The 25,716-nt window shown below is 70.7% G+C and carries 21 protein-coding genes; 6 read left to right on the top strand and 15 right to left on the bottom strand.

Annotated features, from left to right (window positions below):
- Positions 1 to 199: 199 nt before the first annotated feature.
- The 4 genes from whiA to uvrC all read right to left on the bottom strand — a co-directional run bounded on the left by whiA (position 200) and on the right by uvrC (position 5,546).
- Positions 200 to 1,180, bottom strand: coding sequence for a DNA-binding protein WhiA (whiA, locus tag IE95_RS0115170; RefSeq protein ID WP_030152462.1), 981 nt, complete (start codon positions 1,178 to 1,180; stop codon positions 200 to 202).
- Positions 1,181 to 1,374: 194 nt separating this feature from the next.
- The gene (locus IE95_RS0115165; RefSeq protein WP_036572233.1) at positions 1,375 to 2,337 is read right to left on the bottom strand and encodes a gluconeogenesis factor YvcK family protein; all 963 of its coding nucleotides are present in this window, start codon (positions 2,335 to 2,337) and stop codon (positions 1,375 to 1,377) included.
- Positions 2,338 to 2,339: 2 nt separating this feature from the next.
- The gene (gene rapZ / locus IE95_RS0115160) at positions 2,340 to 3,278 is read right to left on the bottom strand and encodes an RNase adapter RapZ (RefSeq protein ID WP_030152460.1); all 939 of its coding nucleotides are present in this window, start codon (positions 3,276 to 3,278) and stop codon (positions 2,340 to 2,342) included.
- Between the two features lie 159 nt (positions 3,279 to 3,437).
- The gene (gene uvrC, locus IE95_RS0115155) at positions 3,438 to 5,546 is read right to left on the bottom strand and encodes an excinuclease ABC subunit UvrC (protein WP_030152459.1); all 2,109 of its coding nucleotides are present in this window, start codon (positions 5,544 to 5,546) and stop codon (positions 3,438 to 3,440) included.
- Positions 5,547 to 5,649: 103 nt separating this feature from the next.
- On the opposite strand from uvrC, the gene IE95_RS0115150 reads away from it, so the two are divergent.
- Complete coding sequence (locus tag IE95_RS0115150; protein WP_030152458.1) at positions 5,650 to 6,135, top strand: OsmC family protein; 486 nt, start codon at positions 5,650 to 5,652, stop codon at positions 6,133 to 6,135.
- Positions 6,136 to 6,225: 90 nt separating this feature from the next.
- On the opposite strand, the gene uvrA is transcribed toward IE95_RS0115150, so the two are convergent.
- Positions 6,226 to 9,255: an excinuclease ABC subunit UvrA gene (uvrA, locus tag IE95_RS0115145; protein ID WP_084690326.1), complete on the bottom strand. Its 3,030-nt coding sequence runs from the start codon at positions 9,253 to 9,255 to the stop codon at positions 6,226 to 6,228.
- A 222-nt stretch (positions 9,256 to 9,477) separates the two neighbouring features.
- Between uvrA and IE95_RS0115140 the strand changes: the two genes are divergently transcribed.
- Entirely contained in the window at positions 9,478 to 10,185 is a 708-nt protein-coding gene (locus tag IE95_RS0115140; RefSeq protein ID WP_030152456.1) for an MBL fold metallo-hydrolase, read from the top strand.
- 103 nt (positions 10,186 to 10,288) lie between these two features.
- The gene (locus IE95_RS0115135) at positions 10,289 to 10,588 is read left to right on the top strand and encodes a YciI family protein (RefSeq protein ID WP_030152455.1); all 300 of its coding nucleotides are present in this window, start codon (positions 10,289 to 10,291) and stop codon (positions 10,586 to 10,588) included.
- 122 nt (positions 10,589 to 10,710) lie between these two features.
- Here the strand turns inward: IE95_RS0115135 and IE95_RS0115130 are convergent, their stop codons facing one another.
- From IE95_RS0115130 to uvrB, 4 genes are all read right to left on the bottom strand, one after another.
- Complete coding sequence (locus IE95_RS0115130) at positions 10,711 to 11,724, bottom strand: TerC family protein (RefSeq protein WP_030152454.1); 1,014 nt, start codon at positions 11,722 to 11,724, stop codon at positions 10,711 to 10,713.
- A complete protein-coding gene (locus tag IE95_RS0115125; RefSeq protein ID WP_030152453.1) occupies positions 11,724 to 12,722 on the bottom strand; it encodes a TerC family protein in 999 nt (332 codons plus the stop codon). Before IE95_RS0115125 ends, IE95_RS0115130 begins: the two co-directional genes overlap by 1 nt.
- 278 nt (positions 12,723 to 13,000) lie before the next feature.
- Positions 13,001 to 13,423 carry a VOC family protein gene (locus IE95_RS0115120; RefSeq protein WP_030152452.1) on the bottom strand — a complete coding sequence of 141 codons (423 nt, stop codon included), beginning with the start codon at positions 13,421 to 13,423 and terminating at the stop codon, positions 13,001 to 13,003.
- Positions 13,424 to 13,483: 60 nt separating this feature from the next.
- Positions 13,484 to 15,583: an excinuclease ABC subunit UvrB gene (gene uvrB, locus IE95_RS0115115; RefSeq protein WP_030152451.1), complete on the bottom strand. Its 2,100-nt coding sequence runs from the start codon at positions 15,581 to 15,583 to the stop codon at positions 13,484 to 13,486.
- Between the two features lie 247 nt (positions 15,584 to 15,830).
- Between uvrB and IE95_RS0115110 the strand changes: the two genes are divergently transcribed.
- The gene (locus IE95_RS0115110) at positions 15,831 to 17,228 is read left to right on the top strand and encodes a choice-of-anchor A family protein (protein ID WP_030152450.1); all 1,398 of its coding nucleotides are present in this window, start codon (positions 15,831 to 15,833) and stop codon (positions 17,226 to 17,228) included.
- Between the two features lie 65 nt (positions 17,229 to 17,293).
- Here the strand turns inward: IE95_RS0115110 and IE95_RS19115 are convergent, their stop codons facing one another.
- Genes IE95_RS19115 through IE95_RS0115095 form a run of 3 tightly spaced genes read right to left on the bottom strand, consistent with a single transcriptional unit; the run spans position 17,294 to position 19,051 of the window.
- Complete coding sequence (locus IE95_RS19115; protein ID WP_036572230.1) at positions 17,294 to 17,956, bottom strand: pyroglutamyl-peptidase I; 663 nt, start codon at positions 17,954 to 17,956, stop codon at positions 17,294 to 17,296.
- Entirely contained in the window at positions 17,953 to 18,570 is a 618-nt protein-coding gene (coaE, locus tag IE95_RS0115100; RefSeq protein ID WP_030152448.1) for a dephospho-CoA kinase, read from the bottom strand. The genes IE95_RS19115 and coaE overlap by 4 nt, the downstream gene beginning before the upstream one ends.
- 16 nt (positions 18,571 to 18,586) lie before the next feature.
- A complete protein-coding gene (locus IE95_RS0115095; protein WP_051703178.1) occupies positions 18,587 to 19,051 on the bottom strand; it encodes a MarR family winged helix-turn-helix transcriptional regulator in 465 nt (154 codons plus the stop codon).
- A 118-nt stretch (positions 19,052 to 19,169) separates the two neighbouring features.
- Between IE95_RS0115095 and IE95_RS0115090 the strand changes: the two genes are divergently transcribed.
- A complete protein-coding gene (locus IE95_RS0115090) occupies positions 19,170 to 21,119 on the top strand; it encodes an ABC transporter ATP-binding protein (protein WP_051703177.1) in 1,950 nt (649 codons plus the stop codon).
- Between the two features lie 12 nt (positions 21,120 to 21,131).
- On the opposite strand, the gene IE95_RS0115085 is transcribed toward IE95_RS0115090, so the two are convergent.
- From IE95_RS0115085 to IE95_RS0115075, 3 genes are all read right to left on the bottom strand, one after another.
- Positions 21,132 to 21,725: an NUDIX domain-containing protein gene (locus IE95_RS0115085; protein WP_030152445.1), complete on the bottom strand. Its 594-nt coding sequence runs from the start codon at positions 21,723 to 21,725 to the stop codon at positions 21,132 to 21,134.
- Positions 21,726 to 21,867: 142 nt separating this feature from the next.
- Positions 21,868 to 23,337 (bottom strand): 30S ribosomal protein S1, encoded by a 1,470-nt coding sequence (rpsA, locus tag IE95_RS0115080; RefSeq protein WP_030152444.1) that lies wholly within the window; start codon positions 23,335 to 23,337, stop codon positions 21,868 to 21,870.
- A 365-nt stretch (positions 23,338 to 23,702) separates the two neighbouring features.
- Positions 23,703 to 24,728, bottom strand: a complete 1,026-nt coding sequence (locus IE95_RS0115075) for a 6-phosphofructokinase (protein ID WP_030152443.1) — start codon at positions 24,726 to 24,728, stop codon at positions 23,703 to 23,705.
- Positions 24,729 to 24,859: 131 nt separating this feature from the next.
- On the opposite strand from IE95_RS0115075, the gene IE95_RS0115070 reads away from it, so the two are divergent.
- Positions 24,860 to 25,669, top strand: coding sequence for a class I SAM-dependent methyltransferase (locus tag IE95_RS0115070; RefSeq protein WP_030152442.1), 810 nt, complete (start codon positions 24,860 to 24,862; stop codon positions 25,667 to 25,669).
- Positions 25,670 to 25,716: the final 47 nt, after the last annotated feature.

Genomic DNA, 25,716 nt, shown 5'->3' with positions numbered 1-25,716 from the left:
CCCCTGGACGCACCGTGGGAATGTGACCGGGGTCAGAGATCGACGTCACACGGGGGCACCGGTCGCGACCGCACGAGGGGCGCGCGCCGTGCGGCGCGCGCCCCTCGTCGGCGTGTCGTCCGGGCCTCCTCGCGTCGGCGTACAGCCGGCGGACCTGGGCTCGTGCGTGGCTCGTGCGTGGCTCGTGAGTGCCGAGCAGTCAGACGTCGAGCAGGTCCGGGCTCAGGCCTGCCTCGGTGTCCGGGATCCCGAGCTCGGCCGCCCGCTTGTCCGCGGTCGACAAGAGCCTGCGGATGCGGCCCGCCACGGCGTCCTTGGTCAGCGGCGGCTCGGCGAGCTGCCCCAGCTCCTCGAGCGAGGCCTGCTTGTGGGCGAGCCGCAGCTCTCCGGCCTCGCGGAGGTGGTCCGGCAGGTCAGGGCCCAGGATCTCGAACGCCCGCTCGACGCGGGCCCCGGCAGCCACCGCGGCACGCGCCGACCGGCGCAGGTTGGCGTCGTCGAAGTTCGCGAGGCGGTTGGCCGTCCCGCGCACCTCGCGGCGCTGGCGCCGCTCCTCCCAGACGACAACGGTCTCGTGAGCCCCCAGCCGCGTCAGCATCGCGCTGATGGCCTCACCGTCCCTGATCACGACCCGGTCCACGCCACGGACCTCGCGCGCCTTCGCGGCGATCCCCAGGCGCCGCGCGGCGCCGACGAGGGCGAGCGCGGCCTCAGGCCCGGGGCACGTCACCTCGAGGGCCGACGAGCGACCGGGCTCGGTCAGCGAGCCGTGCGCGAGGAAGGCGCCGCGCCACGCCGCCTCGGCCTCCCCGACCCCGGCGGAGACGACCTGCGGAGGCAGCCCGCGCACCGGACGGCCACGGTTGTCGAGCAGGCCCGTCTGCCGGGCGAGCGACTCGCCGTCCTTGACGACCCGCACGACGTACCGGCTGCTGCGGCGCAACCCTCCGGCCGAGACCACGATCAGCTCGCTCGTGTGTCCGTACACGTCGCTGATCGTCTGCCGGAGCCGTCGGGCCGCGATCGCCGTGTCCAGCTCCGCCTCGATCACGATGCGCCCCGAGATGATGTGCAGCCCTCCCGAGAACCGCAGCATGGCGGAGACCTCCGCCTTGCGGCAGGAGGTCTTGTCCACCTTGAGTCGCGCGAGCTCGTCCTTCACCTGTGCCGTCAACGCCATGCCGACATCCTCCCATCAACGAGCAACGATCGTGACCGCCTTCTGCCAGGCGCCGCACCGCGGCACGGCGCCACGCCGACCGCACGGCCGACCGCTCGGACACCTGCATAGGGTGCCGGGGGCCCTGTGGTCTGACGAGGCCCGGTGGTCGTGGCAGCGGCCTGCTCGGAAGGGTTCGCGCGTCCGGGCGAGTCTCAGCGCGACGCGGGCCCCACGTCCCCCAGGACCCCGTCGAACACGTCGCGCAACGCCGCCGCGAGCCGCAGCGCGTCGTGCCGCGGCGTGCCGTCCGAGCGCCCCACCTGGCGCAGCAGCAGCCGGGCGCCGGTCCGGGCCGACTCGTCCGCGAGCAGGCCGATGTCGTCGACCGCGCTCGGGTCCGTGAGCACCGCGTCGATGCGCAGGCTGGGTGCGTGCTTGTGCAGCGCCTCGAGGTGGTCGGTGGCGGTCATCCCGTAGGTCTCACCCGCGGTGTTCGAGAGGTTGAGGACGACGCAGCGCCGGGCCGTGGTCTCGTGCAGTGCGCGCGCGAGCTCGGGCACGAGCAGGTGCGGCATGACCGAGGAGTACCAGGACCCCGGCCCGAGGACCACCCAGTCGGCCCCCATGACGGCTTCCACGGCTTCGGGGCAGGCCGGCGGGTCGGGGGGCACGAGACGCAGCTGCTCGATGCGGTCGTGCGTCACCGCGACCTTGCTCTGCCCGACGATCGTCGAGAGGCCCTCGTCCGTCCGGACGTCGACCTCGATGCCGAGGGGCACCGCGGCCATGGGTAGGACGCGCCCCCGGGCGCCGAGGAGCTTGCCGACCCAGTCGAGACCTGCGACCGGGTCGTCGAGCAGCTCCCACAGCGCGACGATCAGGAGGTTGCCCACCGCGTGCTGGTCGAGGTCGCCGCTCGAGGAGAACCTGTGCTGCAGGACCGAGCTCCACGTCCGTCCCCACTCCGAGTCGTCGCACAGCGCGGCGAGCGCCATGCGCAGGTCCCCGGGCGGGAGCACGCCGAGCTCGGTGCGCAGCCGACCGGAGGACCCGCCGTCGTCGGCGACCGTCACGACGGCCGTGATGCGGTCGGACATGAGACGCAGCGCCGAGAGCGTCGCGGACAGACCGTGCCCGCCACCGAGCGCGACGACGGCCGGGTTGACGAGGGTCACGACTACTCCTTGCCGAGGTCGCGGGCCGTCACCGTGACGCGTTGCCCCGCGGCGCGCAGCCGCTGGGCGAGCACCTCGGAGATGGCGACGGACCGGTGCTTGCCGCCGGTGCAGCCCACGGCGATGGTCACGTACCGCTTCTCCTCGGCCAGGTATCCGGCCAGGACGGGCTCGAGCGCGCTGACGTACCGGTCGACGAACTCGAGGGCCCCCGGGCGGGCCAGCACGTAGTCCCGTACGGCGCGGTCTCGTCCCGTGAGGTGTCGCAGCTCGGTGATCCAGTAGGGGTTGGCGAGGAACCGCATGTCGACGACGTGGTCCGCGTCGAGCGGGATCCCGTACTTGAACCCGAAAGAGACCACGTTGATGCGCAGCGTGTCGGGCGTCCCCTGGGCGACGGCGGCGCGGACCTCTCGGGCGAGATCGTGGACGTTGAGCTCCGAGGTGTCGATCACGACGTCGGCGCGCTCCTCGACGCTCGCGACCAGCCGCCTCTCCTCCGCGATCCCGTCCAGGATGCGCCCGTTGCCCTGCAGCGGGTGCGGACGACGGACCTGCTCGTAGCGACGCACGAGGACCTCGTCGGACGCGTCGAGGAACAGGATCCGGTAGAACACCCCGGCGTCCCGCAGATGCTTGAGGACGTCGAGGAGGTCCGTGAAGAACCCGCCCCCGCGCACGTCGACGACGGCCGCGATCCGCTGCACGCTCGACCCCGCGCGGGTCATCATGTCGACGAGCGGCACGAGCATGCGCGGCGGCATGTTGTCGACGACGTACCAGTCCAGGTCCTCGAGCACCGCGGCCGCTCGCGAGCGACCGGCGCCCGACATCCCGGTGATCACCAGGACCTCGGCGTCGGACCGCTCGGGGGCGTGCGTGGTCGCCTCGATCGCGGGGATGCCCTGCGGGACGGTCGTCGGGGAGGGTTCGCTGCTCATGTCACCAGCATGCCAGCCCGGTCGCGGAGCCCTGGTCCCGTGGGCCGTGGTGCGCGTCCCGGGCGTGTCCGGACGTGTGTTCGGGCCCTGCCTCCGGCCCGACGACGTCGCGCACCCTGCGCGGAGCGGTCCCCGCGGACGAGGACGCGCCCTGAGCCGTCACGCCGGCGCCGTCTCCCCCGACGTGCCGGTCACGGGGGCAGCCTCGGAGCTGTCGGTCGGGGCGTCGCCGGACGTCGCATCGGCGGGCGACGGCGTCGCGGGCCCGAGCGCGGACACGACGGCCGCCGCGGTCGCGGCGCCCATCCCGGGGACGGTCGCGATCTCTTCCGCCGACGCGGCACGCAACCGCTTGAGCGACCCGAAGTGGGTGAGGAGCGCCTTCTTGCGCGCGGGCCCGAGGCCCGGGACGTCGTCCAGCACCGAGGCGGTCATGGCCTTGCCGCGCTTCTTGCGGTGGTAGGAGATCGCGAACCTGTGGGCCTCGTCCCGGACCCGCTGCAGCAGGTACAGCCCCTCGGAGCTGCGCTGCAGGATCACGGGGTAGTCCTCCCCCGGGAGCCAGACCTCCTCCAGCCGCTTCGCGAGACCGCAGAGCGCGACGTCGTCGATGCCGAGCTCGGCGAGGGCCCGGGCGGCCGCGGCGACCTGGGGCGGCCCACCGTCGACCACCACGAGGTTGGGCGGGTAGGCGAAGCGGGCGGCGCGGCCCGCAGGGGCGTCCGCGCCCACCTCGCCCGAGCGCGGGACGTAGCCTGCGGCGACGGCGTCCGCGTCGCTCGCGGTGTCGTCGTCGGCGCCCAGGTCCATCTCGACGTCCGTGGCCTGGGAGCGGTCGGCGAGGTAGCGCTTGAAGCGACGCGTGATGACCTCGTGCATGGCTGCGGTGTCGTCGCGCGCTCCCAGCCCCTCAGGCCCGCGGACAGCGAAGTGGCGGTACTCGCTCTTGCGCGCGAGCCCGTCCTCGAAGACGACCATGGAGGCGACCTGGTGCGTGCCCTGCGTGGTGGACACGTCGTAGCACTCGATGCGCAGGGGCGCGGTGTCCAACCCCAGCGCCTCCTGGATCTCGCGCAGCGCCTGGCTGCGTGTGGTCAGGTCGCCCGCGCGCCGCGTGCGGTGCAGCGCGAGGGCGTGCTCGGCGTTCTTGTGCACGGTCGCGGCGAGCTCGCGCTTGTCGCCCCGCTGGGGCACGCGGACGTCGACCTTGGCGCCCCGCAGGCCAGTGAGCCACGCGACGACCTGCTCGGTGTCGGGCGGCAGGACCGGGACGAGCACCTCTCGGGGGACGACGCTCGACGACGGGGTCGAGGAGTCGCCGAGGGCCTCGTCGACCGAGCCGTAGACCTGCTGCAGGAGGTGCTCGACGAGCTCGGCGTCGGTCACGTCCTCGACCTTCTCGACGATCCAGCCGCGCTGGCCGCGGATTCGACCTCCGCGCACGTGGAAGACCTGCACCGCGGCCTCGAGCTCGTCGCCCGCGAGCGCGAAGATGTCCGCGTCCGTGGCGTCGCCGAGCACGACGGCGTTCTTCTCCATGGCTCGTTCGAGAGCCAGGATGTCGTCGCGCAGGCGGGCGGCCTGCTCGTACTCCATGGCCGCTGCCGCTTCCTTCATCTTCGCCTCTACCCGGCGGATGAACTTCGCGGTGTCGCCCGCCATGAAGTCGCAGAAGTCCTCGGCGAGCGCGTGGTGGTCCTCGGGCGTGATGCGTCCCACGCAGGGCGCCGAGCACTTGTCGATGTAGCCGAGCAGGCACGGGCGTCCCGTCTGCTGGGCCCGCTTGAAGACGCCCGCCGAGCACGTGCGGACCGGGAAGACCCGCAGCAGCAGGTCGAGCGTCTCGCGGATCGCCCACGCGTGCCCGTAGGGGCCGAAGTAGCGGGTCCCGGGACGCTTGGCACCACGCATGACCTGGGCGCGCGGGAACTGCTCCCCCAGGGTCACCGCGAGGTACGGGTAGGACTTGTCGTCGCGATACTTGACGTTGAACCGCGGGTCGAACTCCTTGATCCACGAGTACTCGAGCGCGAGGGCCTCGACCTCGGTGCCCACGACCGTCCACTCCACCGAGGCGGCGGTCGTGACCATCGTCTGGGTGCGGTAGTGGAGGTTCGTCAGGTCCTGGAAGTAGCTGCCGAGGCGTGCTCGCAGGTTCTTCGCCTTGCCGACGTAGATGACGCGGCCGTGCTCGTCGCGGAAGCGATAGACGCCCGGTGACGTGGGGATCTCCCCCGGTGCGGGGCGGTACGAGGACGGATCAGCCATGTCCGCCAGCCTAGGACAGCGCACCCACAGTCAGGGACCTCGGAGGCCCGCCTCGCGTGACGCCGGTCACACGCGGGAGCCCGACCGCCGCTAGGGTGACCGCATGGGCGCTCTTCACTCCTACGCCGCGACGGTCCGCTGGACCGGCGCAGGCCAGACCGGAACCACCACCTACACCGCGTACAGCCGCGACCACGACGTCGCGCTCGCCGGTCGGCCGACGATCCCTGGCTCGGCCGACCCCGCGTTCCGCGGCGACCCGGGCCGGTACAGCCCCGAGGAGCTGTTCGTCGCGAGCCTGTCGCAGTGCCACATGCTGTGGTTCCTGCACCTCGCGTCGGCTGCGGGGGTCGTCGTGCGCGACTACACGGACGAGGTGACCGGCACGATGCGGGTCGAGTCCGCGGGGGCCGGACAGTTCACGGACGTGACGCTGCACCCGCACGTCGTGGTCGACGACGGGCCTGGGGTCAGCGAGGCCGCCGTCGCCGAGATCCACCGCCGCGCGCACGACCACTGCTTCCTGGCGCGCTCGGTGAACTTCCCCGTGCTCCTCGAACCCGCACCGCTGCGCACGCACGCGGCCTGAGGAGCCCCCGGCGCCCGGGTCCCGGGCTCCGACGGGAGCGGGTCCCGGGCCCCGTCGGGCATGGTTCCTGCGGGTGCTCGACGGGCGGGCTCAGTCACTCGCGGGCGCAGCCTTCTTCAGGGCGGCCGCGGCCGTGACCGACGAGGAGCCCTCCGTGGCCGCCGCTGTCGTGGACGACTTGCGCGCAGCGGTCTTGCGGGGGGCCTTCGCCGCCGTCGCCTTGCCCGTCCCGGCCTTGGCGGCGGGCGACTTCTCGGGTAGGGGCGCGACCGGGATGGGGTCGCCCGTGAGGACCTCGGCGAGGAAGCGCCCCGTGTGGCTCGCGGGGACCGCAGCCACCTGCTCGGGCGTCCCCTCCGCGATGACCCGACCACCGCCGGACCCGCCTTCCGGCCCCATGTCGATGACCCAGTCGGCGTTCTTGATGACGTCAAGGTTGTGCTCGATCACGAGCACCGAGTTGCCCTTGTCGACGAGCGACTGGAGCACTGCCAGGAGCTTGCGGATGTCCTCGAAGTGCAGCCCAGTCGTCGGCTCGTCCAGGACGTAGATGGTCCGTCCCGTCGAGCGCTTCTGCAGCTCGCTCGCGAGCTTGACGCGCTGGGCCTCACCACCCGAGAGCGTGGGCGCCGGTTGCCCCAGGCGCACGTACCCGAGGCCGACCTCGGACAGCGTCTTGAGGTGCCGCGAGATCGTCGGGACCGCGGCGAAGAACTCCGAGGCCTCCTCGATGGGCATGTCGAGCACGTCCGCGACCGTCTTGCCCTTGAAGTGCACCTCGAGCGTCTCGCGGTTGTACCGGGCGCCGTGGCACACCTCGCACGGGACGTAGACGTCCGGCAGGAAGTTCATCTCGATCTTGATGGTGCCGTCGCCCGAGCACGCCTCGCAGCGGCCGCCCTTGACGTTGAAGGAGAACCGACCGGGCGTGTAGCCGCGGACCTTGGCCTCGCTCGTCTCGGCGAAGAGCTTGCGGACGTGGTCCCAGACGCCCGTGTAGGTGGCGGGGTTGGACCGCGGGGTACGCCCGATGGGCCCCTGGTCGACGTGGACCACCTTGTCGAGGTTCTCGAGTCCTGTGATCCGACGGTGACGCCCCGCGACCTGGCGTGCGCCGTTGAGCTCGTTGGCGAGGACGGTGTAGAGGATCGAGTTGACCAGCGTGGACTTGCCCGACCCCGAGACCCCCGTGACCGCGGTCAGGGTGCCGAGCGGGAAGCTCACGTCGATGCCCTCGAGGTTGTGCTCGCGGGCACCGATGACCGTGACGCGACGGTCCTTGTCGACGGGGCGACGCGCGGCGGGCAGCGGGATGCTGCGGCGTCCGGCGAGGTAGGCGCCCGTGACGGACTCCGGAGCCTCCAGGAGGCCCGCGTAGTCGCCCGAGTGGATCACGCGCCCACCGTGCTCGCCGGCGCCGGGCCCGATGTCCACGATCCAGTCGGCAGCCCGGATGGTGTCCTCGTCGTGCTCGACGACGATGAGGGTGTTCCCGAGGTCCCGCAGGCGCGTGAGAGTGTCAATGAGCCGGCGGTTGTCCCGCTGGTGCAGACCGATGCTCGGCTCGTCGAGCACGTACAGGACGCCGACGAGGCCAGAGCCGATCTGCGTCGCGAGCCGGATACGCTGCGCCTCGCCGCCCGAGAGGGTCCCGGCGGGGCGTTCGAGGGACAGGTAGTCGAGGCCGACGTCGAGCAAGAAGCCGAGACGCGCGTCGATCTCCTTGAGGACCTCGGTCGCGATGGCCTTCTGGCGTGCACCCAGCTCGAGCGACCCGAGGAAGGCCGCGGCCTCGCGCAGAGGGAGCCGGCAGACCTCGGCGATCGACTTGTCGCCCACCTTGACGGCGAGGACCTCGGGCTTGAGCCGTGTGCCCTGGCACACCGGGCACGGCGTCTCGCGCATGTACGCCTCGTACTTCTCCTTGGACCACTCGGACTCGGTCTCGCCGTGGCGCCGCTCCAGGAACGTCACGACCCCCTCGAAGCCGGTCGAGTACTGGCGCTCGCGCCCCCAACGGTTCTTGTACCGGACGTGCACCTCGTGGTTCTGCCCGTACAGCACGGCCTGCTGGGCGCGCTGGGGCAGCGCGCGCCACGGCACGTCCATGGAGAAGCCCAGGTCCGAGGCCAGGGCCGTCAGGACACGGGTGAAGTACTCCGACGAGATCTGCGCCCACGGCGCGACCGCGCCCTCGGCGAGGGACTTCTCGTCGTCCGGGACCACGAGGTCCGGGTCCACCTCGAGACGGAAGCCGATGCCGGTGCACTCGGGGCACGCACCGTAGGGGGCGTTGAACGAGAAGGTGCGGGGCTCGATCTCGTCGAGCGTGAGCTCGTGGTCGTTGGGGCACGCGCGCTTCTCCGAGAACCGCCGCTCGCGCTGCGGGTCGTCCGCGTCCGCGTCGACGAGCTCGACGAGGACGAGTCCTCCCGCGAGCCCGAGCGCGGTCTCGACCGAGTCCGTGAGCCGGCGCTGGACGCCGTCGCGCGAGACGAGGCGGTCGATCACGACCTCGATGTCGTGCTTGAGCTTCTTCTCGAGAGCGGGCGGATCCGTGAGCTGGACGACCTCCCCGTCCACGCGGGCACGCGCGAAGCCCTTGGACTGGAGCTCCTTGAAGAGCTCGCCGTACTCCCCCTTGCGCCCGCGCACGACGGGCGCAAGGACCTGGTACCGGGTCCCCTCGGGCAGCTCCAGGAGGCGGTCGACGATCTGCTGCGGAGTCTGCGCCTGGACCTTCTCCCCGCAGACCGGGCAGTGCTGCGTCCCGGCACGCGCGAAGAGCAGGCGCAGGTAGTCGTAGACCTCGGTGATGGTGCCCACGGTCGAGCGCGGGTTGCGGTTGGTCGACTTCTGGTCGATCGAGACCGCCGGTGACAGCCCTTCGATGAAGTCGACGTCCGGCTTGTCCATCTGCCCGAGGAACTGGCGGGCGTACGCGGACAGCGACTCGACGTAGCGGCGCTGCCCCTCGGCGAAGATGGTGTCGAACGCGAGGGAGGACTTTCCGGACCCGGAGAGTCCCGTGAAGACGATGAGCTGGTCCCTCGGCAGGTCGAGGTCGACGTTGCGGAGGTTGTGCTCACGGGCACCAGCGATGACAAGGCGGTTGCTCACCGAAGCATCGTATGCCTCACCTCTGACATTCGCACACCTGTTCGACCAGGATCCCGTCGGTCGCCACGTCGCTGGACCCCAGGGCGTGTCCTTCTCGTCCGCATCACACCGTTCTGGACGGTGCCAGGCACCGTCCCCGGCGTGCGAGACTCGGCACGAGAGGCTCGTCACACCGGCGACCGGCCGCCCGCGGACGCCGACCAGCACAGCGAGGAGATCGGCGTGGGATACACCGGAGACGTCACGGTCGCAGGCCCGAGCGACCTGCGGGTCCTGGACGAGGTCGAGGTCCGCAAGCTCGCCGTCGGGCCGTCGGGGAACAACGCCTATCTCCTGACGTGCCGCAGGAGCGGCGCCCAGCTCCTCGTCGACGCGGCGGCCGAGCCCGACCGCCTCCTCGAGCTCGTCCGGGACGGCTCCCCGACCGCCCGCCTCGACCTCGTCGTCACGACGCACCGGCACCTCGACCACATCGGGGCGCTCGCCTCGATCGAGGCCACGACCGGCGCGCAGCTCGCTGCCGGGGCCCCCGACGTCGACGCCATCACCGAGGCGACCGGCGTCGGCATCTCACGCCCCCTGCACGACGGCGACACGATCGTCCTCGGTCATCTCACGATCGAGGTGATCGCCCTGCGCGGCCACACCCCCGGGTCGGTCACGCTCGTCTACCGCGAGCCCGAGCACGCGAGCGCCCCGGGCGCGGTGCCCGGCCGCGCCCACCTGTTCACGGGGGACTCGCTGTTCCCCGGTGGGGTGGGGAGCACGTCGAACGACCCGGAGCGCTTCGCCCAGCTCTACGCGGACGTCACGACCAGGCTCTTCGACAGGTTCGACGACGCCACGTGGGTGTACGCGGGCCATGGCGCGGACACCACGCTCGGGGCCGAACGCCCTCACCTCGACGAGTGGCGCGAGCGGGGCTGGTAGCACTCGTCGCTCCGTGGCGTCGCGGCGGCGACGTCCGCGTCCTGCACGGTCCGCGGGCGGACCTGCGGCGGAGCCCGCGCCGGATGGTGCTTGAATGTGCGCCATGCCGATCTTCGCCGTGACCTACACCTACGCCGACAAGCCCGCCGTCCTGGACGAGTTCCGTCCGGAGCACCGCGCGTTCCTGCGCGGCCTGCTCGACGCGGGCACGCTGCTTGCCTCCGGGCCCCTCGCCCAGGACGCGGCGAACCCTGCCGGCGCGCTGCTGCTCGTCGACGCCCCCGACGAGGCGGCGGTCGCGTCGACGTTCGACGCCGACCCGTTCGCCCGGGAGAACGTCATCACGCGCCGGACGGTCCGACCGTGGGCGCCCGTGATCGGGCCCTGGGCCGACCGCGCCTGACCGCTCGCGGGATCCCCGACCGGCGTCCGTCACCGACGTCCGCGAACGCACGACGGCCCGTCTCCCCGGAGGGAGACGGGCCGTCATGCGTCACGGGGCGAGCAGCGCCCGCCGCGAGGGACCTACGAGGCTGCGTCGACGTCGTCGGGCACGGAATCGTCCTTCTGCCGCCCCCGCGTACGCAGCAGGCTGGCCGCGGTCGTGACCCCGAGCGCACCCAGGATCACCACGAGCGAGAGCCAGACCGGGACCGTCGGGACGGCCTCGATGTGCTGCCCCCCGTTGACGAACGGCAGCGTGTTCTCGTGCAGCGCCTCGAGGATCAGCTTGATCCCGATGAACCCCAGGATCACGGCGAGCCCGATCGGCAGGTACACGAGCCGCTCGAGCAGTCCGCCCAGCAGGAAGTAGAGCTGGCGCAGCCCCATGAGGGCGAACACGTTCGTCGTGAACACGATGAACGGGTCGTGCGTGAGCCCGAAGATCGCCGGGATCGAGTCGAACGCGAACAGCAGGTCCGTGCTGCCGATCGCGAGGAACACGATCAGCATGGGCGTGAACAGCCGCTTGCCGTCGACCACGGTGCGCAGCCTGCCGCCGTCGTAGGTCGGCGACAGCGGCAGCACGCGACGCAACGACCGGATGAGCCGGTTCTCCTGGTACTCCTCCGGCTCGTCCCCGCCTGCGACCAGCTTGACAGCGGTGTAGATCAGGAACGCCCCGAAGAGGTAGAAGACCCACACGAACTGGGCGATGATCGCTGCGCCCGCGAGGATGAACGCCCCCCGCAGCACGAGGGCCACGATGATCCCCACCATGAGCACCTTCTGCTGGTGCTCCCGCGGCACGGCGAACCTCGTCATGATGATGACGAACACGAAGAGGTTGTCGACCGACAGGCTGTACTCGGTGAGCCAGCCCGCGTAGAACTCGACCGCGGGAGCGCTGCCGCCCACGAGGGCGACGAGGCCGCCGAACACCAGTGCCAGGGCGACGTAGAACGCCACCCACAGGCCGCTCTCCTTCATCGACGGCACGTGCGGGCGACGGCCCACGATCACCAGGTCGACGAGCAGGAGGACGACGAGGGTCGTCAGGGACGCCGCCTCGAACCAGAACGGCAGCTCGTGCTGCATCAGTAGGTTTCCTTCTCCAGACGACGACGGTCGCTCTTGTCCTTGGCGAGGCTCGCGATCGTCGTGACGGCGAGCGTGACCACGATGAAGCTGAGCGAGACGGCCGTCGAGATCTCAGGGATGACGGTGATGTGCTCGCCACCGTTGATGAACGGGACCTCGTTCTTGTGCAGCGCGTGGATGAGGAGCTTGATCCCGATGAAGCCGAGGATCGCGGCCAGTCCCCAGGCGAGGTACACGAGCCGGTCGAGCAGTCCGTCGATCAGGAAGTAGAGCTGGCGCAGCCCCAGGAGCGAGAACGCGTTGGCCGCGAAGACGAGGAACGTCTCCTGCGTGAGACCGAAGATGGCGGGGATCGAGTCGACCGCGAACAGCAGGTCGGCGCTGCCGATGGCGATCATCACGATGAGCATCGGCGTGATGTAGCGCTTGCCGCCGATCCTCGTGAACATCTTGTCCTCGACGTACGCGTCCGTCGTCGGGAAGAGGCGACGCGTCAGGCGCAGGACGCCGTTCTCCTTGTACTCCTCGTCCTCGTGCTCTCGCGCGCTCTTGATCTGCGCGTACGCGGTGTAGATGAGGAACGCACCGAAGATGTAGAAGACCCAGCTGAAGTTCTCGATCAGCGCGGCACCCAGGAAGATGAAGACCGTGCGCAGGACCAGGGCGATCGTGATGCCGATCAGCAGGACCTTCTGCTGATACAGCCGCGGCACCCGGAAGCTCGTCATGATGAGGACGAACACGAACAGGTTGTCGACCGACAGGCTCTTCTCGGTGATGTACCCGGCGAAGTACTCACCGCCGTAGACCGCGCCGAAGTAGGCCCAGACCCCGACCCCGAAGAGGATCGCGATGCCGACGTAGCCGGCCGACCACCACGAGGCTTCCTTGAGCGTCGGAGCGTGCGGGGTGCGGACGTGGCCCACGAAGTCGAAGGCCAGCATCGCGACGATCATGCCGACCGTCGCGACCCACATCCAGACAGGAACATCCATCACACATACCTCCGGTACGTAGTGTCGAGTACCGAAGGTCTCTTCCGCCCTCTCGGCCACCGATGCGCCGAGGGCGCTCGCAAGAGGTGACCGTGCAGGACCGGTGACACCGGGCCGACGACTGCGCCGACCGTGATGACGACATCACCGTTTCGGGAATACTCCCCTTCAACTGAGCAAGCATAGGGCATGGCACGAGGCGAGCCCCCACGCCTCCCACAACGGCCCGGCGGACCGGATCCATCCCCGAGGCGGCGGTCCTGCGTCGCCCCCGGGCCTCACTGCACGCAGAACTCGTTGCCCTCCGGGTCCTGCAGGACGATCCAGAACTCGCCGTTCTCGTCCATCTCCTGGAGCAGGGAGGCCCCCAGCGCGACGAGACGCTCGGCGTGCTCGCGGACGTTGCGGACCCGTTCGGCCCCTTCTCCCTCCACGCCGACGTCGATGTGCATGCGGTTCTTGGCCGTCTTCGGCTCGGGGACCTGCTGGATGAAGATCCGTGGCCCCACGCCGTCCGGGTCCACGACCGCGTAGAACGCGTTGTACCTGTCCGGGCTCATGCCCCACGCAGCCATGGCCGACGCCCAGTCGACGAACCCGTCCGGCGGTGGCTGCTCGACGTACCCCAGCGCGACGCACCAGAAGGCCCCGAGGCCTCGCGGGTCCGCAGCGTCGAACGTGATCTGGACCGTGCGTGCCATGGCATCCCTCGTTCCGTCGCGGCCACCGGACCGACGTCGTCGGCCCGGTCGTGCACGTGCTCAGGCGGTGGCCGACTGCATCTGACGCAGCTCCTTCTTGAGCCCGGAGATCTCGTCGCGCAGGCGAGCAGCGAGCTCGAACTGGAGCTCGGCCGCCGCCGCGTGCATCTGGTCGCTGAGCTCCTGGATGAGGTCCGCGAGCTCGCCCGCGGCGACCCCTGCCAAGCGGTTGGCCGTCGTCGCACCCCCCTGGGGGGCACCAGGGACCGGCGCTCTCCCCTTGCCAGGTTGCCGGTAGCCGCCCGCCAGGAGCTCCTGGGTGTCGATGTCCTCACGGGCGAGCATGTCCGTGACGTCGGCGATCTTCTTGCGCAGCGGGGTGGGGTCGACACCGTGCTCCAGGTTGTAGGCGACCTGCTTCTCGCGGCGCCGGGTGGTCTCCTCGATCGCCTGCGCCATGGCCGGCGTGATCTTGTCGGCGTACATGTGGACCTGGCCCGACACGTTGCGCGCCGCACGCCCGATCGTCTGGATGAGGGACGTGCCCGAACGCAGGAAGCCCTCCTTGTCCGCGTCGAGGATCGCGACGAGCGAGACCTCGGGGAGGTCGAGCCCCTCACGGAGCAGGTTGATGCCCACCAGGACGTCGTACTCGCCCATGCGCAGCTCGCGAAGCAGCTCGACACGCCGCAGGGTGTCGACCTCCGAGTGCAGGTACCGGACGCGCACGTCACGCTCCAGGAAGTAGTCCGTGAGGTCCTCGGACATCTTCTTCGTCAGGGTCGTGACCAGCACGCGCTCGTTCCGCTCGACCCGCTCCCGGATCTCGTGGAGCAGGTCGTCGATCTGCCCCGTCGTCGGCTTGACGACGATCTCCGGGTCGACCAGCCCGGTGGGTCGGATGATCTGCTCGACCACGCCGTCCGACATCGAGAGCTCGTACTTGCCCGGGGTCGCCGAGAGGTAGACCGTCTGCCCGATCCGCTCGACGAACTCCTCCCAGCGCAGCGGCCGGTTGTCCATCGCGCTCGGCAGCCGGAAGCCGTGGTCGACCAGGTTGCGCTTGCGAGACATGTCTCCCTCGAACATCGCCCCGATCTGCGGGACGGTGACGTGGGACTCGTCGATCACGAGGAGGAAGTCCTCGGGGAAGTAGTCCAGCAACGTGTGCGGCGCCGTGCCCGCCTCGCGGCCGTCGATGTGCCGCGAGTAGTTCTCGATGCCCGAGCACGAGCCGATCTGGCGCATCATCTCGATGTCGTACGTGGTCCGCATGCGCAGACGCTGCGCCTCGAGGAGCTTGTTCTGCCGCTCGAGCTCGGCCAGCCGTTGCTCGAGCTCGGACTCGATCGAGGTGATGGCACGTTCCATGCGTTCCGGACCCGCGACGTAGTGCGTCGCGGGGAACAGGTTGACGCTCGCCTGGGACCGGACCACGTCGCCCGTGAGCGGGTGGAGCAGGTGGATCGCCTCGATCTCGTCGCCGAAGAACTCGATCCGGATCGCGAGCTCCTCGTAGACCGGGATGATCTCCACGGTGTCCCCGCGCACCCGGAACGTACCGCGCGTGAAGGCCAGGTCGTTGCGCGTGTACTGCATGGTGACGAACTGCCGCAGCATCGCGTCGCGCTCGACCTGGTCGCCGACGTCGAGGCGGACCATGCGGTCCACGTACTCCTGCGGCGTACCCAGGCCGTAGATGCACGACACGGACGCCACGACGACGACGTCGCGCCGCGTCAGGAGCGAGGACGTCGCGGAGTGCCGCAGGCGCTCGACCTCGTCGTTGATCGACGAGTCCTTCTCGATGTAGGTGTCCGTCTGCGCGATGTACGCCTCGGGCTGGTAGTAGTCGTAGTAGGACACGAAGTACTCGACGGCGTTGTTGGGGAGCAGCTCCCGGAACTCGGTGGCCAGCTGGGCCGCGAGGGTCTTGTTGGGTGCCATGACCAGGGTGGGACGCTGCAGCTCCTCGATGAGCCAGGCCGTCGTCGCGGACTTCCCGGTGCCCGTCGCCCCGAGCAGCACCACGTCCTTCTCGCCTGCCCGCAGCCGCTGCGAGAGCTCGGCGATCGCGGTGGGCTGGTCCCCTGACGGCGTGTAGTCGGAGATGACCTCGAACGGGGCGACGGTGCGCTGAAGATCGGTGACGGGACGCATGGTTCCACGGTACGGCGAACCACCGACAAGAGGACTGTCGACCGTCGCTAGCCCACGGTCGACGACGGCGCGACCTGAACGCGCACTTTCACCCGGCGAGGGATTTGGCGTGTCGCGACAGGGCCCAATACTGTGCCGATGATCCTCGCGCATCTCCTGATATCCCCTGACAAACCAGACGTCGGGCCATCCTGGGGCGCGGATTAGTACGTAGACCTTACTTTCGGCCTCGACCCCGGAGACATCGATGTTCCTCAGCTCCACGCGCAGGACACCCCAGCGCACCCTCCTCGGCGCGCTCGCCGCCGGCGCCCTGACCACCGGTCTGCTGGGCCTCGGCGCGGCCCCCGCGCTCGCCGTCACCCCGCTGCCTGCGACGGCTCTCGGGTCCGAGTGCCCCGACTTCACCGGTGGCCTCACGAACACGCCGCTGTTCACCGACAAGGGCGTGGCCGTCTTCGTCGGCGGCGACTACACCGCGCTGGGCGGGGCCAAGGAGTCCGAGGGCGTCCTCGTCTCCCAGGGCTCGGTGACCATCGACACGGGCGACCTGATGAACCTCGGGGTCGTCGGGGCGGGTTCCCAGTTCACCCCGCCGAGCGGCAGCGACATGGTCCTGGCCGCCGGAGCCGTCACGGTCAAGTCCGGACGGGTCGAGGTCGCGCACCGCCTCGAGGAGGGGGGGAACGTCGTCGCGGGGAGCACCATCGACGGGACGTTCGAGCTGAACGGCGGGAAGAAGACCCCGCACTCGCCCGTCCCCGCACCGCAGGCCAAGGCGCTCGGGACCGAGCTCGGCAAGGTCTCGGCCGACCTCGCGAGCAAGCGTGCGACCGGGAGCCTCGCCGGCAAGGTACTGACCGGTGACGGTACGTCCGCGGTGCAGGTCTTCGACGTCTCCGCGGAGCAGCTGGCGAGCCTCCGCGGCGAGGTCACCTTCGAGAACGTCGGGGCGTCCGCACCGATCGTCGTCAACGTCTCGGGCAAGACGCCGAGCCTCTCGCTGAACTACATCGCCGCAGGAAGCGACCGGATCGACGCGGGGGCAGCCCTCGGCAAGTGGGCCCCCCGCATCCTGTGGAACTTCCCCGACGCCACGAAGCTCACCATGACGAGCAGCAGCCAGACGGTCGGTTCGATCCTCGCACCGCGGGCGGACGTCGCCCAGAAGACCCACACCAACGGTCGTCTGTACGTCGGTGGCGACCTGACGTTCGGTGGCCCGGGCGCGAGCGCCGGCCTCGAGCACCACAACTTCCCGTGGATCGGTTCGTCGACGCTCGGCTGCGACGTGCCGCCGACGACCGTGATCCCGCCGATCACCGAGACCCCCGAGACTCCTGAGCCCGGTGAGGAGACCCCCGAGACCCCGACCACCCCGGTCGTCCCGCCCACCACCACGACGCCGACGCCCCCCACGACCCCCACGGTCCCTGCGGACGACGACACGCCCACCGCCGACCCCGAGCCGGCCCCGAGCGCCACCGACCCCGCGAAGGCCGACGAGACGCCCCCCGGCCAGGAGGAGGGCGGCCTCGCAGCCACCGGCGCCCAGACCGCGCTGATCGTCGTGGTCGCCGGGGCCCTGCTCGCGGGCGGTACCTGGCTCGTCCTGCTGGCACGACGCAAGCGCGCCACGAGCTGACGTCCCGCTGACGAGCGGCCGAGGCTCCCGGGGGAACGTCCCTGGGGGCCTCGGCCGTCGTCGCGTCAGTGCTCGACGCCCGCCGACACGGTGCGCGCAGCGTCCGAGGCGAGACGACCGTCGAGGTCGGCGAGCGCCGTCTCCACGACGACCCGCAGCGCCCGGACGAGGGCAGCGAGCGGCAGGGACCCGCCGTCGGGCGCCCCGCCCTGCGGCCCGCTCACCGCCGGCACGTGCACGAACCCCGCGCGCACGTCGGCACGGCCGTCGGCCCAGCGTGCGAGGTCGTAGAACGTCGCGTTGCACACGTACGTCCCGGCGGTGCTCGACACCGTGACGGGCACCCCGGCCTCGCGCACCGCGACCAGCGACGGCTTGAGGGGCAGGGTCGTGAAGTAGGCGGCCGGGCCAACCTCGACGACGGGGACGTCGACAGGCGCCGATCCGGCGTTGTCGGGGATGCGCGCGTCGATCACGTTGATCGCTACCCGTTCGAGGCGGACGGCGTTCGTCCCGCCCGCGAGGCCCACGGCCACGACGACCCGGGGCCGATGCTCCTCGATCGCGGCCTCCAGGGCGGGCCACGCCCCGGCGAACGTGCACGGCAGCTCGACCGCGACGAGCGGCTCGGCCCCGTCCCACACGTCGCGCAACGCGCTCACGGCCTGCCAGGAGGCGTTGGTCACGGCGCCGTCGAACGGCTCGAAGCCCGAGAGCAGGACGGTCACGCGAGCTCTTCCGCGGTCTCGCGCACGACGCGCTCCCACAGGGCGTCGACCTCGGCGCGCAACGCCTCGGGCGTGCCGCTGCCGTCGAGCGTGACGTCGGCGACCGAGACCCGCTCGACGTCGGTCGCCTGCGCCGCGATCCGTGCCCGGGCCTCGTCCTCGCTCATGCCTCGCGAGGTCACGAGGCGCTGCAGCCGTACGTCCTCGGGGGCGACGACCACGGCGACGAGGTGGAACGACTCGGCCTGTCCCGTCTCGACGAGCAGCGGGATGTCGTGCACGACGACGGCACGCGGGTCACGCGCGGCGACGAGGGCCTCGCGCTCGGCCGACAGGCGACGGACCTCCGGGTGGACGATCCCGTTGAGCCGGCGCCGCGCCTCGTCGTCGCCGAACACGATGGTCCCCAGACGTGCACGGTCGAGCGACCCGTCGGGCGCGAGGACGCCGTCACCGAAGGCCTCGACGACCTCCTCGAGGCCCACGGTGCCGGGCGAGACGGCCTCTCGGGCGAGCACGTCGGCGTCGATGACGCAGGCCCCGAGCTCGGCGAACCGATCGAGGGCCACGGACTTTCCTGCTGCGATCCCGCCGGTCAGGCCTACGCGAAACATGGGTCCATCCTGCCAGTCATGCCCCGTGCGCACGCCCTGAGGAGGTTCCGCCCTCCCCTGCCACGACGCGCAGCAGGCGCAGGAGCTCGTGCCGGTCGTCGGGGTCGAGGCGCGAGAGCAGGGTGCCCGCGCTGGTCTCGCGCTCGGCGGCGACCGCCGCGAGGGTCTCGCGACCCTCGTCGGTCAGCTCGACGAGGGTCGCACGCCGGTCGGTCGGGTCCGGCAGCCTGCGCACGAGCCCGGCGGCCTCGGCGTCGTCGACCTTGGACGTCACGGACCGGGGGGCGACGTCGAGGATGCCGGCCAGCGCGCCGGGCCGCTGCGGGCCGTCGCACCGGTCGAGCACCCGCAGCATGCGGTACTGCCCGGGCGTGGTCCGCGCGCGCTCGAGCCGCTCCCCCGCCTCCCGCCGGACGGCGCGCATCGCGGCGTGCAGCAGGGTGAGGAACTCGGCGTTCTCGGCGTCGAAGTCTGTCGTCACAGGCACGAGACTAGCCGCCCGACGCCCTCTTGTGAACCAACTCATGGTGAGGTAGGCTCACTAACGGCGTCGAGGCCCCTCCTCCGCCGACCTCCCCCTCCGAACCCCAGGAGGCTCCATGTCCTTCCCCTCGTCCTTCGGTGGCGGCTCCGGCATGCGCACCTTCCGCCAGGACTCGTCCGTGGCCAAGCAGCGGCTCCACCGCGGCACGGTCCGGCGCATCCTCGCCTTCGCGCGCCCCTACAAGGCGCAGCTCGCGGTGTTCCTCGTGCTCATCGCCCTCAACGCCGCAGCCGGCGCCGTGACCCCGCTCCTGTTCAAGTCGCTCATCGACAACGGCATCACGGCCGGCCGCGTCGACGTCGTCGTCGAGATCTCGCTCGTCGTCGCCGGGATCGCCCTCGTGTCCGGTCTGCTCAGCATCGGCGAGCGCTGGTTCTCCGCCCGGGTGGGCGAGGGACTCATCTTCGACCTGCGCACCGCGGTCTTCGACCACGTGCAGCGCATGCCGCTCGCCTTCTTCAGCCGGACGCGCACGGGAGCGCTCGTCCAGCGCCTCAACGGCGACGTCCTGGGCGCCCAGCAGGCCTTCACCTCGACGCTGTCCAACGTCTTCTCGAACCTGCTCACGGTCGTGTTCGTGCTCGCCGCGATGCTCTCGATGTCCTGGGAGCTGACCCTCATCGCGCTCGCGCTGCTCCCCGTGTTCGTGCTGCCCGCCCGGTGGGTCGGCCGCAAGCTCGCCGGCATCACGCGCGAGAGCTACGCGCTCAACGCCGACGCCGCGCAGATGATGAACGAGCGCTTCAACGTCGCCGGCGCGCACCTCGTCAAGATCTTCGGCCGTCCCGAGCAGGAGTCCGCGACCTACGCCGAGCAGGCCGGGCGCGTGCGCGACATCGGCGTGACCTCGGCCATGTACGCGACCGTCTTCCGCGTCGCGCTCACGACGGTCGCCTCGGTCGCCGTAGCGATCGTCTACGGGCTCGGCGGCGTCATGGCCATCCGGGGCACGCTCACGGTCGGCGTGGTCGTGGCCCTGACCGCGTACCTCGCACGCCTGTACGGCCCCCTCACCGCCCTGTCCAACGTCCAGGTGGACGTCATGACCGCGCTCGTGAGCTTCGAACGCGTCCTCGAGGTCCTCGACCTCGAGCCGTCCGTCACCGACGCGCCGGACGCGCGCGACCTGTCCGACGACGTCGCCCACCACGGCGCGTCCCTCGCCCTCGAGCACGTCACCTTCCGCTATCCCGGCGCCGCCGACGTCTCGCTCGCCTCGCTCGAGGCCGTCGCGACCGTGAGCTCGGACCCGACGAACGACACCCTCACGGACGTCTCGTTCGACGTCCCGGCCGGCGCGATGGTCGCGGTCGTCGGCCCCTCCGGCGCAGGCAAGACCACGATCTCGCAGCTCGTCACGCGCATGTACGACCCGACGGGCGGGTCCGTGCGCATCGCGGGCCGCGACCTGCGCGAGGTGACGCAGCGGTCGCTGCAGGACACCGTGGGAGTCGTCTCCCAGGAGGCGCACCTGTTCCACGACACCATCGCCGGCAACCTGCGCTACGCACGGCCGGACGCCACGGACGCCGAGCTGTGGACGGCGCTGCGCCAGGCGCACGTTGCCGACCTCGTCGACTCCCTGCCTGCCGGGCTCGAGACCGTGGTGGGCGATCGTGGCTACCGGCTCTCGGGTGGCGAACGTCAACGGCTCGCGATCGCGCGACTGTTCCTCAAGGCGCCTGCGCTCGTCGTCCTCGACGAAGCGACCGCTCACCTCGACTCCGAGTCGGAGGCCGCCGTCCAGCTCGCGCTCGACGCCGCCCTCGACGGTCGGACGTCGCTCGTCATCGCCCACCGGCTGTCCACCATCCGCCAGGCCGACATGATCGTCGTGCTCGACCAGGGGCGGGTCGTGGCAACCGGCACCCACACCGACCTCCTGCTCGGCGGAGGGCTCTACGCCGAGCTCTACCGGACGCAGTTCGCGACGGACGACTCGGCGAGGCCGACGTCCGACGACACGCTCAGGAGCCAGAACGACGAGGAGACCGTCACGGTCTGACGGCCGCCAGGGTCAGGCGAACCGGCCCAGCCAGAGCCCCGCGAGAGCGAGGGCCGCGATCGTCTCCCCGTCACGGATGGTCCCTGCCGAGATCATCGTCAGCACGTCGGCGAACGGGACGGCCTCGACACGCGAGATCCCCTCCTCCGCCTGACTGGACGACGGCCCCTGCACCGCGCGCCCCGGTGCGCCGCGCCCGCCGGTCACCAACCGGTCCAACGCCCCCGACAGCCCTCGAGCCACGAACACGTGCTCAGGGGCCTTCGCGACCCCGATGAGAGCATCCATCCCGCCGACCCGCACCCACTCCCGGGCGCGGAGCCCCGTCTCCTCGAGCAGCTCTCGCTGGGCGGCGACCAGAGGGTCCTCACCGTCGCTCGCCCCGGCCGGGACCTCGATCGAGAGGGTGTCGGTGGTGTAGCGGTGCTGCGTCACGAGCACCACCTCGTCAGCGTCCGTGAGGGCCACGACGAAGACCGCAGGCCAACGGAGCTCGACGACCCCGTAGATGCCCGGCGCCCCGTCGGGACGGGTCACACGATCCTCCCGCACCCTGATCCAGGAGTTCTCGTAGGCGGTGCGGGTGCTCTCGGTGGTCCACGGCATCGTCACAGCCTAGGGGGAGCTACGGCACGCCGGCCCCTCGTCCGCGACGGGAAGGAGTCGTCTCCGGGGACGACGAAGGCCCGCCACCCGAAGGTGGCGGGCCTCGTCATGACATCACCCTGGCTGTGAGGCCAGGAGGAGATCAGTTACCGGTGAGCTTCTCGCGCAGAGCGGCGAGCGCCTCGTCGGAAGCCAGCGTGCCGGCAGCCTCGTCCTGGACCGGGGTCGAGGAGTAGGTGGCAGCGGAGCTGGCGGACTCGCCCGAGGTCGCAGCCTCGTCGTCGGCCTTGAGAGCCTCGGCGACCTGCTTGCGGTGAGCCTCCCAGCGCTCGTGAGCCTTCGCGTACTGCGACTCCCACGTCTCGCGCTGCGCCTCGAAGCCCTCGAGCCACTCGTTGGTCTCGGGGTCGAAGCCCTCGGGGTACTTGTAGTTCCCCTGCTCGTCGTACTCGGCAGCCATGCCGTACAGCGCGGGGTCGAAGTCGTCCGACTCCGGGTCCACGCCCTCGTTGGCCTGCTTGAGCGACAGCGAGATGCGGCGACGCTCGAGGTCGATGTCGATGACCTTGACGAAGACCTCGTCACCGACGTTGACGACCTGCTCGGGCAGCTCGACGTGACGGACAGCCAGCTCGGAGATGTGCACGAGGCCCTCGATGCCGTCCTCGACGCGCACGAACGCACCGAACGGGACGAGCTTCGTGACCTTGCCCGGCACGACCTGACCGATGGCGTGCGTACGAGCGAAGGTCTGCCACGGGTCCTCCTGCGTCGCCTTCAGCGACAGGGAGACGCGCTCGCGGTCGAAGTCGACGTCCAGGACCTCGACCGTGACCTCCTGGCCCACCTCGACGACCTCGGAGGGGTGGTCGATGTGCTTCCAGGACAGCTCGGAGACGTGCACCAGACCGTCGACGCCGCCGAGGTCCACGAACGCACCGAAGTTGACGATCGAGGAGACGACACCGGGGCGCACCTGGCCCTTCTGCAGGGTCTGCAGGAAGGTCGAGCGAACCTCGGACTGCGTCTGCTCGAGCCACGCACGACGCGACAGGACGACGTTGTTGCGGTTCTTGTCGAGCTCGATGATCTTCGCCTCGATCTCCTTGCCGACGTACGGCTGGAGGTCGCGGACGCGGCGCATCTCCACCAGCGACGCGGGCAGGAAGCCGCGCAGACCGATGTCGAGGATGAGGCCGCCCTTGACGACCTCGATGACGGTGCCGGTGACGACGCCGTCCTCTTCCTTGATCTTCTCGATCGTGCCCCAGGCACGCTCGTACTGAGCGCGCTTCTTGGAGAGGATCAGGCGACCTTCCTTGTCCTCCTTCTGGAGGACGAGGGCCTCGACTGCGTCACCGACCTTGACGACGTCCCCGGGGTCCACGTCGTGCTTGATGGACAGCTCGCGGGAGGGGATGACGCCCTCGGTCTTGTAGCCGATGTCGAGGAGAACCTCGTCACGGTCGACCTTGACGATCGTGCCTTCGACGATGTCACCGTCATTGAAGTACTTGATGGTGGCGTCGATGGCGGCAAGGAAGTCCTCTTCGGTGCCGATGTCGTTGATGGCAACCTGAGGTGCGGACTTCGCGGGGGTGGAGATGGTCATTGAGTTCGATGCTCCGATGCGGACAGGAAGTAGTTCGGATAGGGATGCTGCTGTGGTGGTCACCACCGGTGACCTCCGCTCCGAGCACGGAACGGCCCCGCCACGACGAAGACGACGGACGCGTCACGTCTCAGGCAGGAGGTAGGGCGGTAGGCGCACTGCACCGTCAGACATCTTATCGACGGAAAGGCGACGCGGTCAAAGGGAGCCGGACCGGTGCACGCGCTCTCACCCGCTCGCCGCGGCGACGCCCGTCCGACCACCGCCCCGGGTCCCGTGCGCTGCCTGGAGCACGGGCGCGCGAAGGCCGCCCGCGGGGTCCACGGGCGGCCTTCGCAAGTTCGCCGTCGAGGCAGGGGCCAAGGTCAGGACAGGGCGTGCGCGACCCGCAGCAACTCGGCGGGAACGTGCTTGACCTTGCCGGCGATCTCGTCGAGCGGGACGAGCACGACGCTCTCCCCGCGCAGCGCCGTCATGACCTTCGACTCGCCCCGCGAGATCGCGTCGACCGCGGCCACGCCGAACCGGCTGCCGAGGATACGGTCCGTCGGGGTCGGCTCCCCACCGCGCTGGACGTGACCGAGCACGGTCAGACGCGTGTCGAACCCGGTCCGCCGGGCGATCTCGGCCGAGACGCGCTCCCCGATCGACCCCGCGATGATCTCGCCGTACTTGCCGAGCTCCTGCGTGAAGTTCATGCTGCTTCCCTCACGCGGCACGGCCCCCTCCGCGACGACCACGATCGAGAAGTTGGCGTGCGCGCGGTGACGGTGGCGCAGGAACTTCTCGATGGCGTCCATGTCGAACGGGTCCTCGGGAGCGAGCACGACCTCGGCACCACCGGCGATGCCGGCGTTCACGGCGATCCAGCCCGCGTGGCGCCCCATGACCTCGACGACCATGACGCGGTTGTGGCTCTCCGCGGTCGTGTGGACGCGGTCGATCGCCTCGGTCGCGATGTTGACTGCCGTGTGGAAGCCGATCGACAGGTCGGTGCCCTCCACGTCGTTGTCGATCGTCTTGGGGATCGCGACGATGTTGACGCCCGCGTCCGCGACCTTGCTCGCGGCGTGCAGCGTGCCGTCGCCGCCGATGCAGATCATGGCGTCGAGACGCTCGGCCTCGACCGTCGCGAGGACCGCGTCGATCCCGCCGTCGGAGGCGTGGGGGTGGAAGCGAGCCGTCCCCAGGAGCGTCCCCCCCACGGGGAGCACGTTGCGGATGTCCTGACGCCCGAGCGGGATGATGTCGCCGTCGACGACACCCTTCCAGCCGTTGCGGAACCCGATGATGGTGTGTCCGTACTCGCCCATCCCCTGCTTGACGACGGCCCTGATGGCCGCGTTCAAACCGGGGCAGTCCCCGCCACCTGTGAGCAGACCGATGCGCAACTCGAACCTCGTCTCGTGATGAGTGATCGTCGGAAGGCGGACCAGCGCCATCGCTCGACCGACCAGCCCCCACCCTATCGACCACCTGGGGCGATGCCGCGGAACGACCCTCCTCGCGAGACGATGGATGCATGACGGATGAGACGATCGGGTCGGTCGGGTACCGCGACGTGCCTGCCGAGCAGGGCGGAGCCGCGGGCCGCACGTGGTGGGACGCGAACGCGGAGGAGTACCTCGACGAGCACGGCGACTTCCTCGGGGCGGTCGACTTCTGCTGGTGCCCCGAGGGGTTGCGCGAGTCCGAGGCGCACCTGCTGGGCGACCTCGACGGCCGCCGGGTGCTCGAGGTCGGCGCGGGCGCGGCTCAGTGCTCGCGCTGGCTCGCGTCACGCGGCGTCGAGGTGGTCGCGACGGACGTGTCGGGCGGAATGCTCGCCACAGGAGCACGGCTCAACGCCGCGACGGGCGTCGCCGTGCCGCTCGTCCAGGCCGACGCGCGCAGGCTCCCGTTCGCGGACGCGAGCTTCGACGTCGCGTTCACGTCGTTCGGCGCCATCCCCTTCGTGCCCGACGCCGCCGCGATCCACCGGGAGGCCGCCCGCGTCCTGCGCCCCGGCGGGGTCTGGGTGTTCTCGGTGACCCACCCGTCGCGCTGGGCGTTCCCCGACGACCCGAGCGAGCACGGGCTGACGGCGAACCGCTCCTACTTCGACCGGCGCCCCTACGTCGAGACCGACACGGGCGGTCGCGTGACCTACGCCGAGTACCACCGCACGTTCGGAGACCACGTGCGTGAGGTCGTGGGCGCCGGACTCGTGATCGAGGACGTGGTCGAGCCCGAGTGGCCCGTCGACAACCAGGAGGTCTGGGGTGGCTGGGGGCCGGTGCGGGGAGCATACCTGCCGGGCACGGCGATCTTCCGGGCGCGGCGGACCGCCTGAGCTCCCGCGCCGACGGCGCCGGGCAGGGACTCGCGGACCCTCCCGGC

This window comes from Oerskovia turbata (assembly GCF_000718325.1).
Taxonomy (GTDB): domain Bacteria; phylum Actinomycetota; class Actinomycetes; order Actinomycetales; family Cellulomonadaceae; genus Oerskovia; species Oerskovia turbata.
This window is presented reverse-complemented; position numbering and strand designations above follow the sequence as displayed.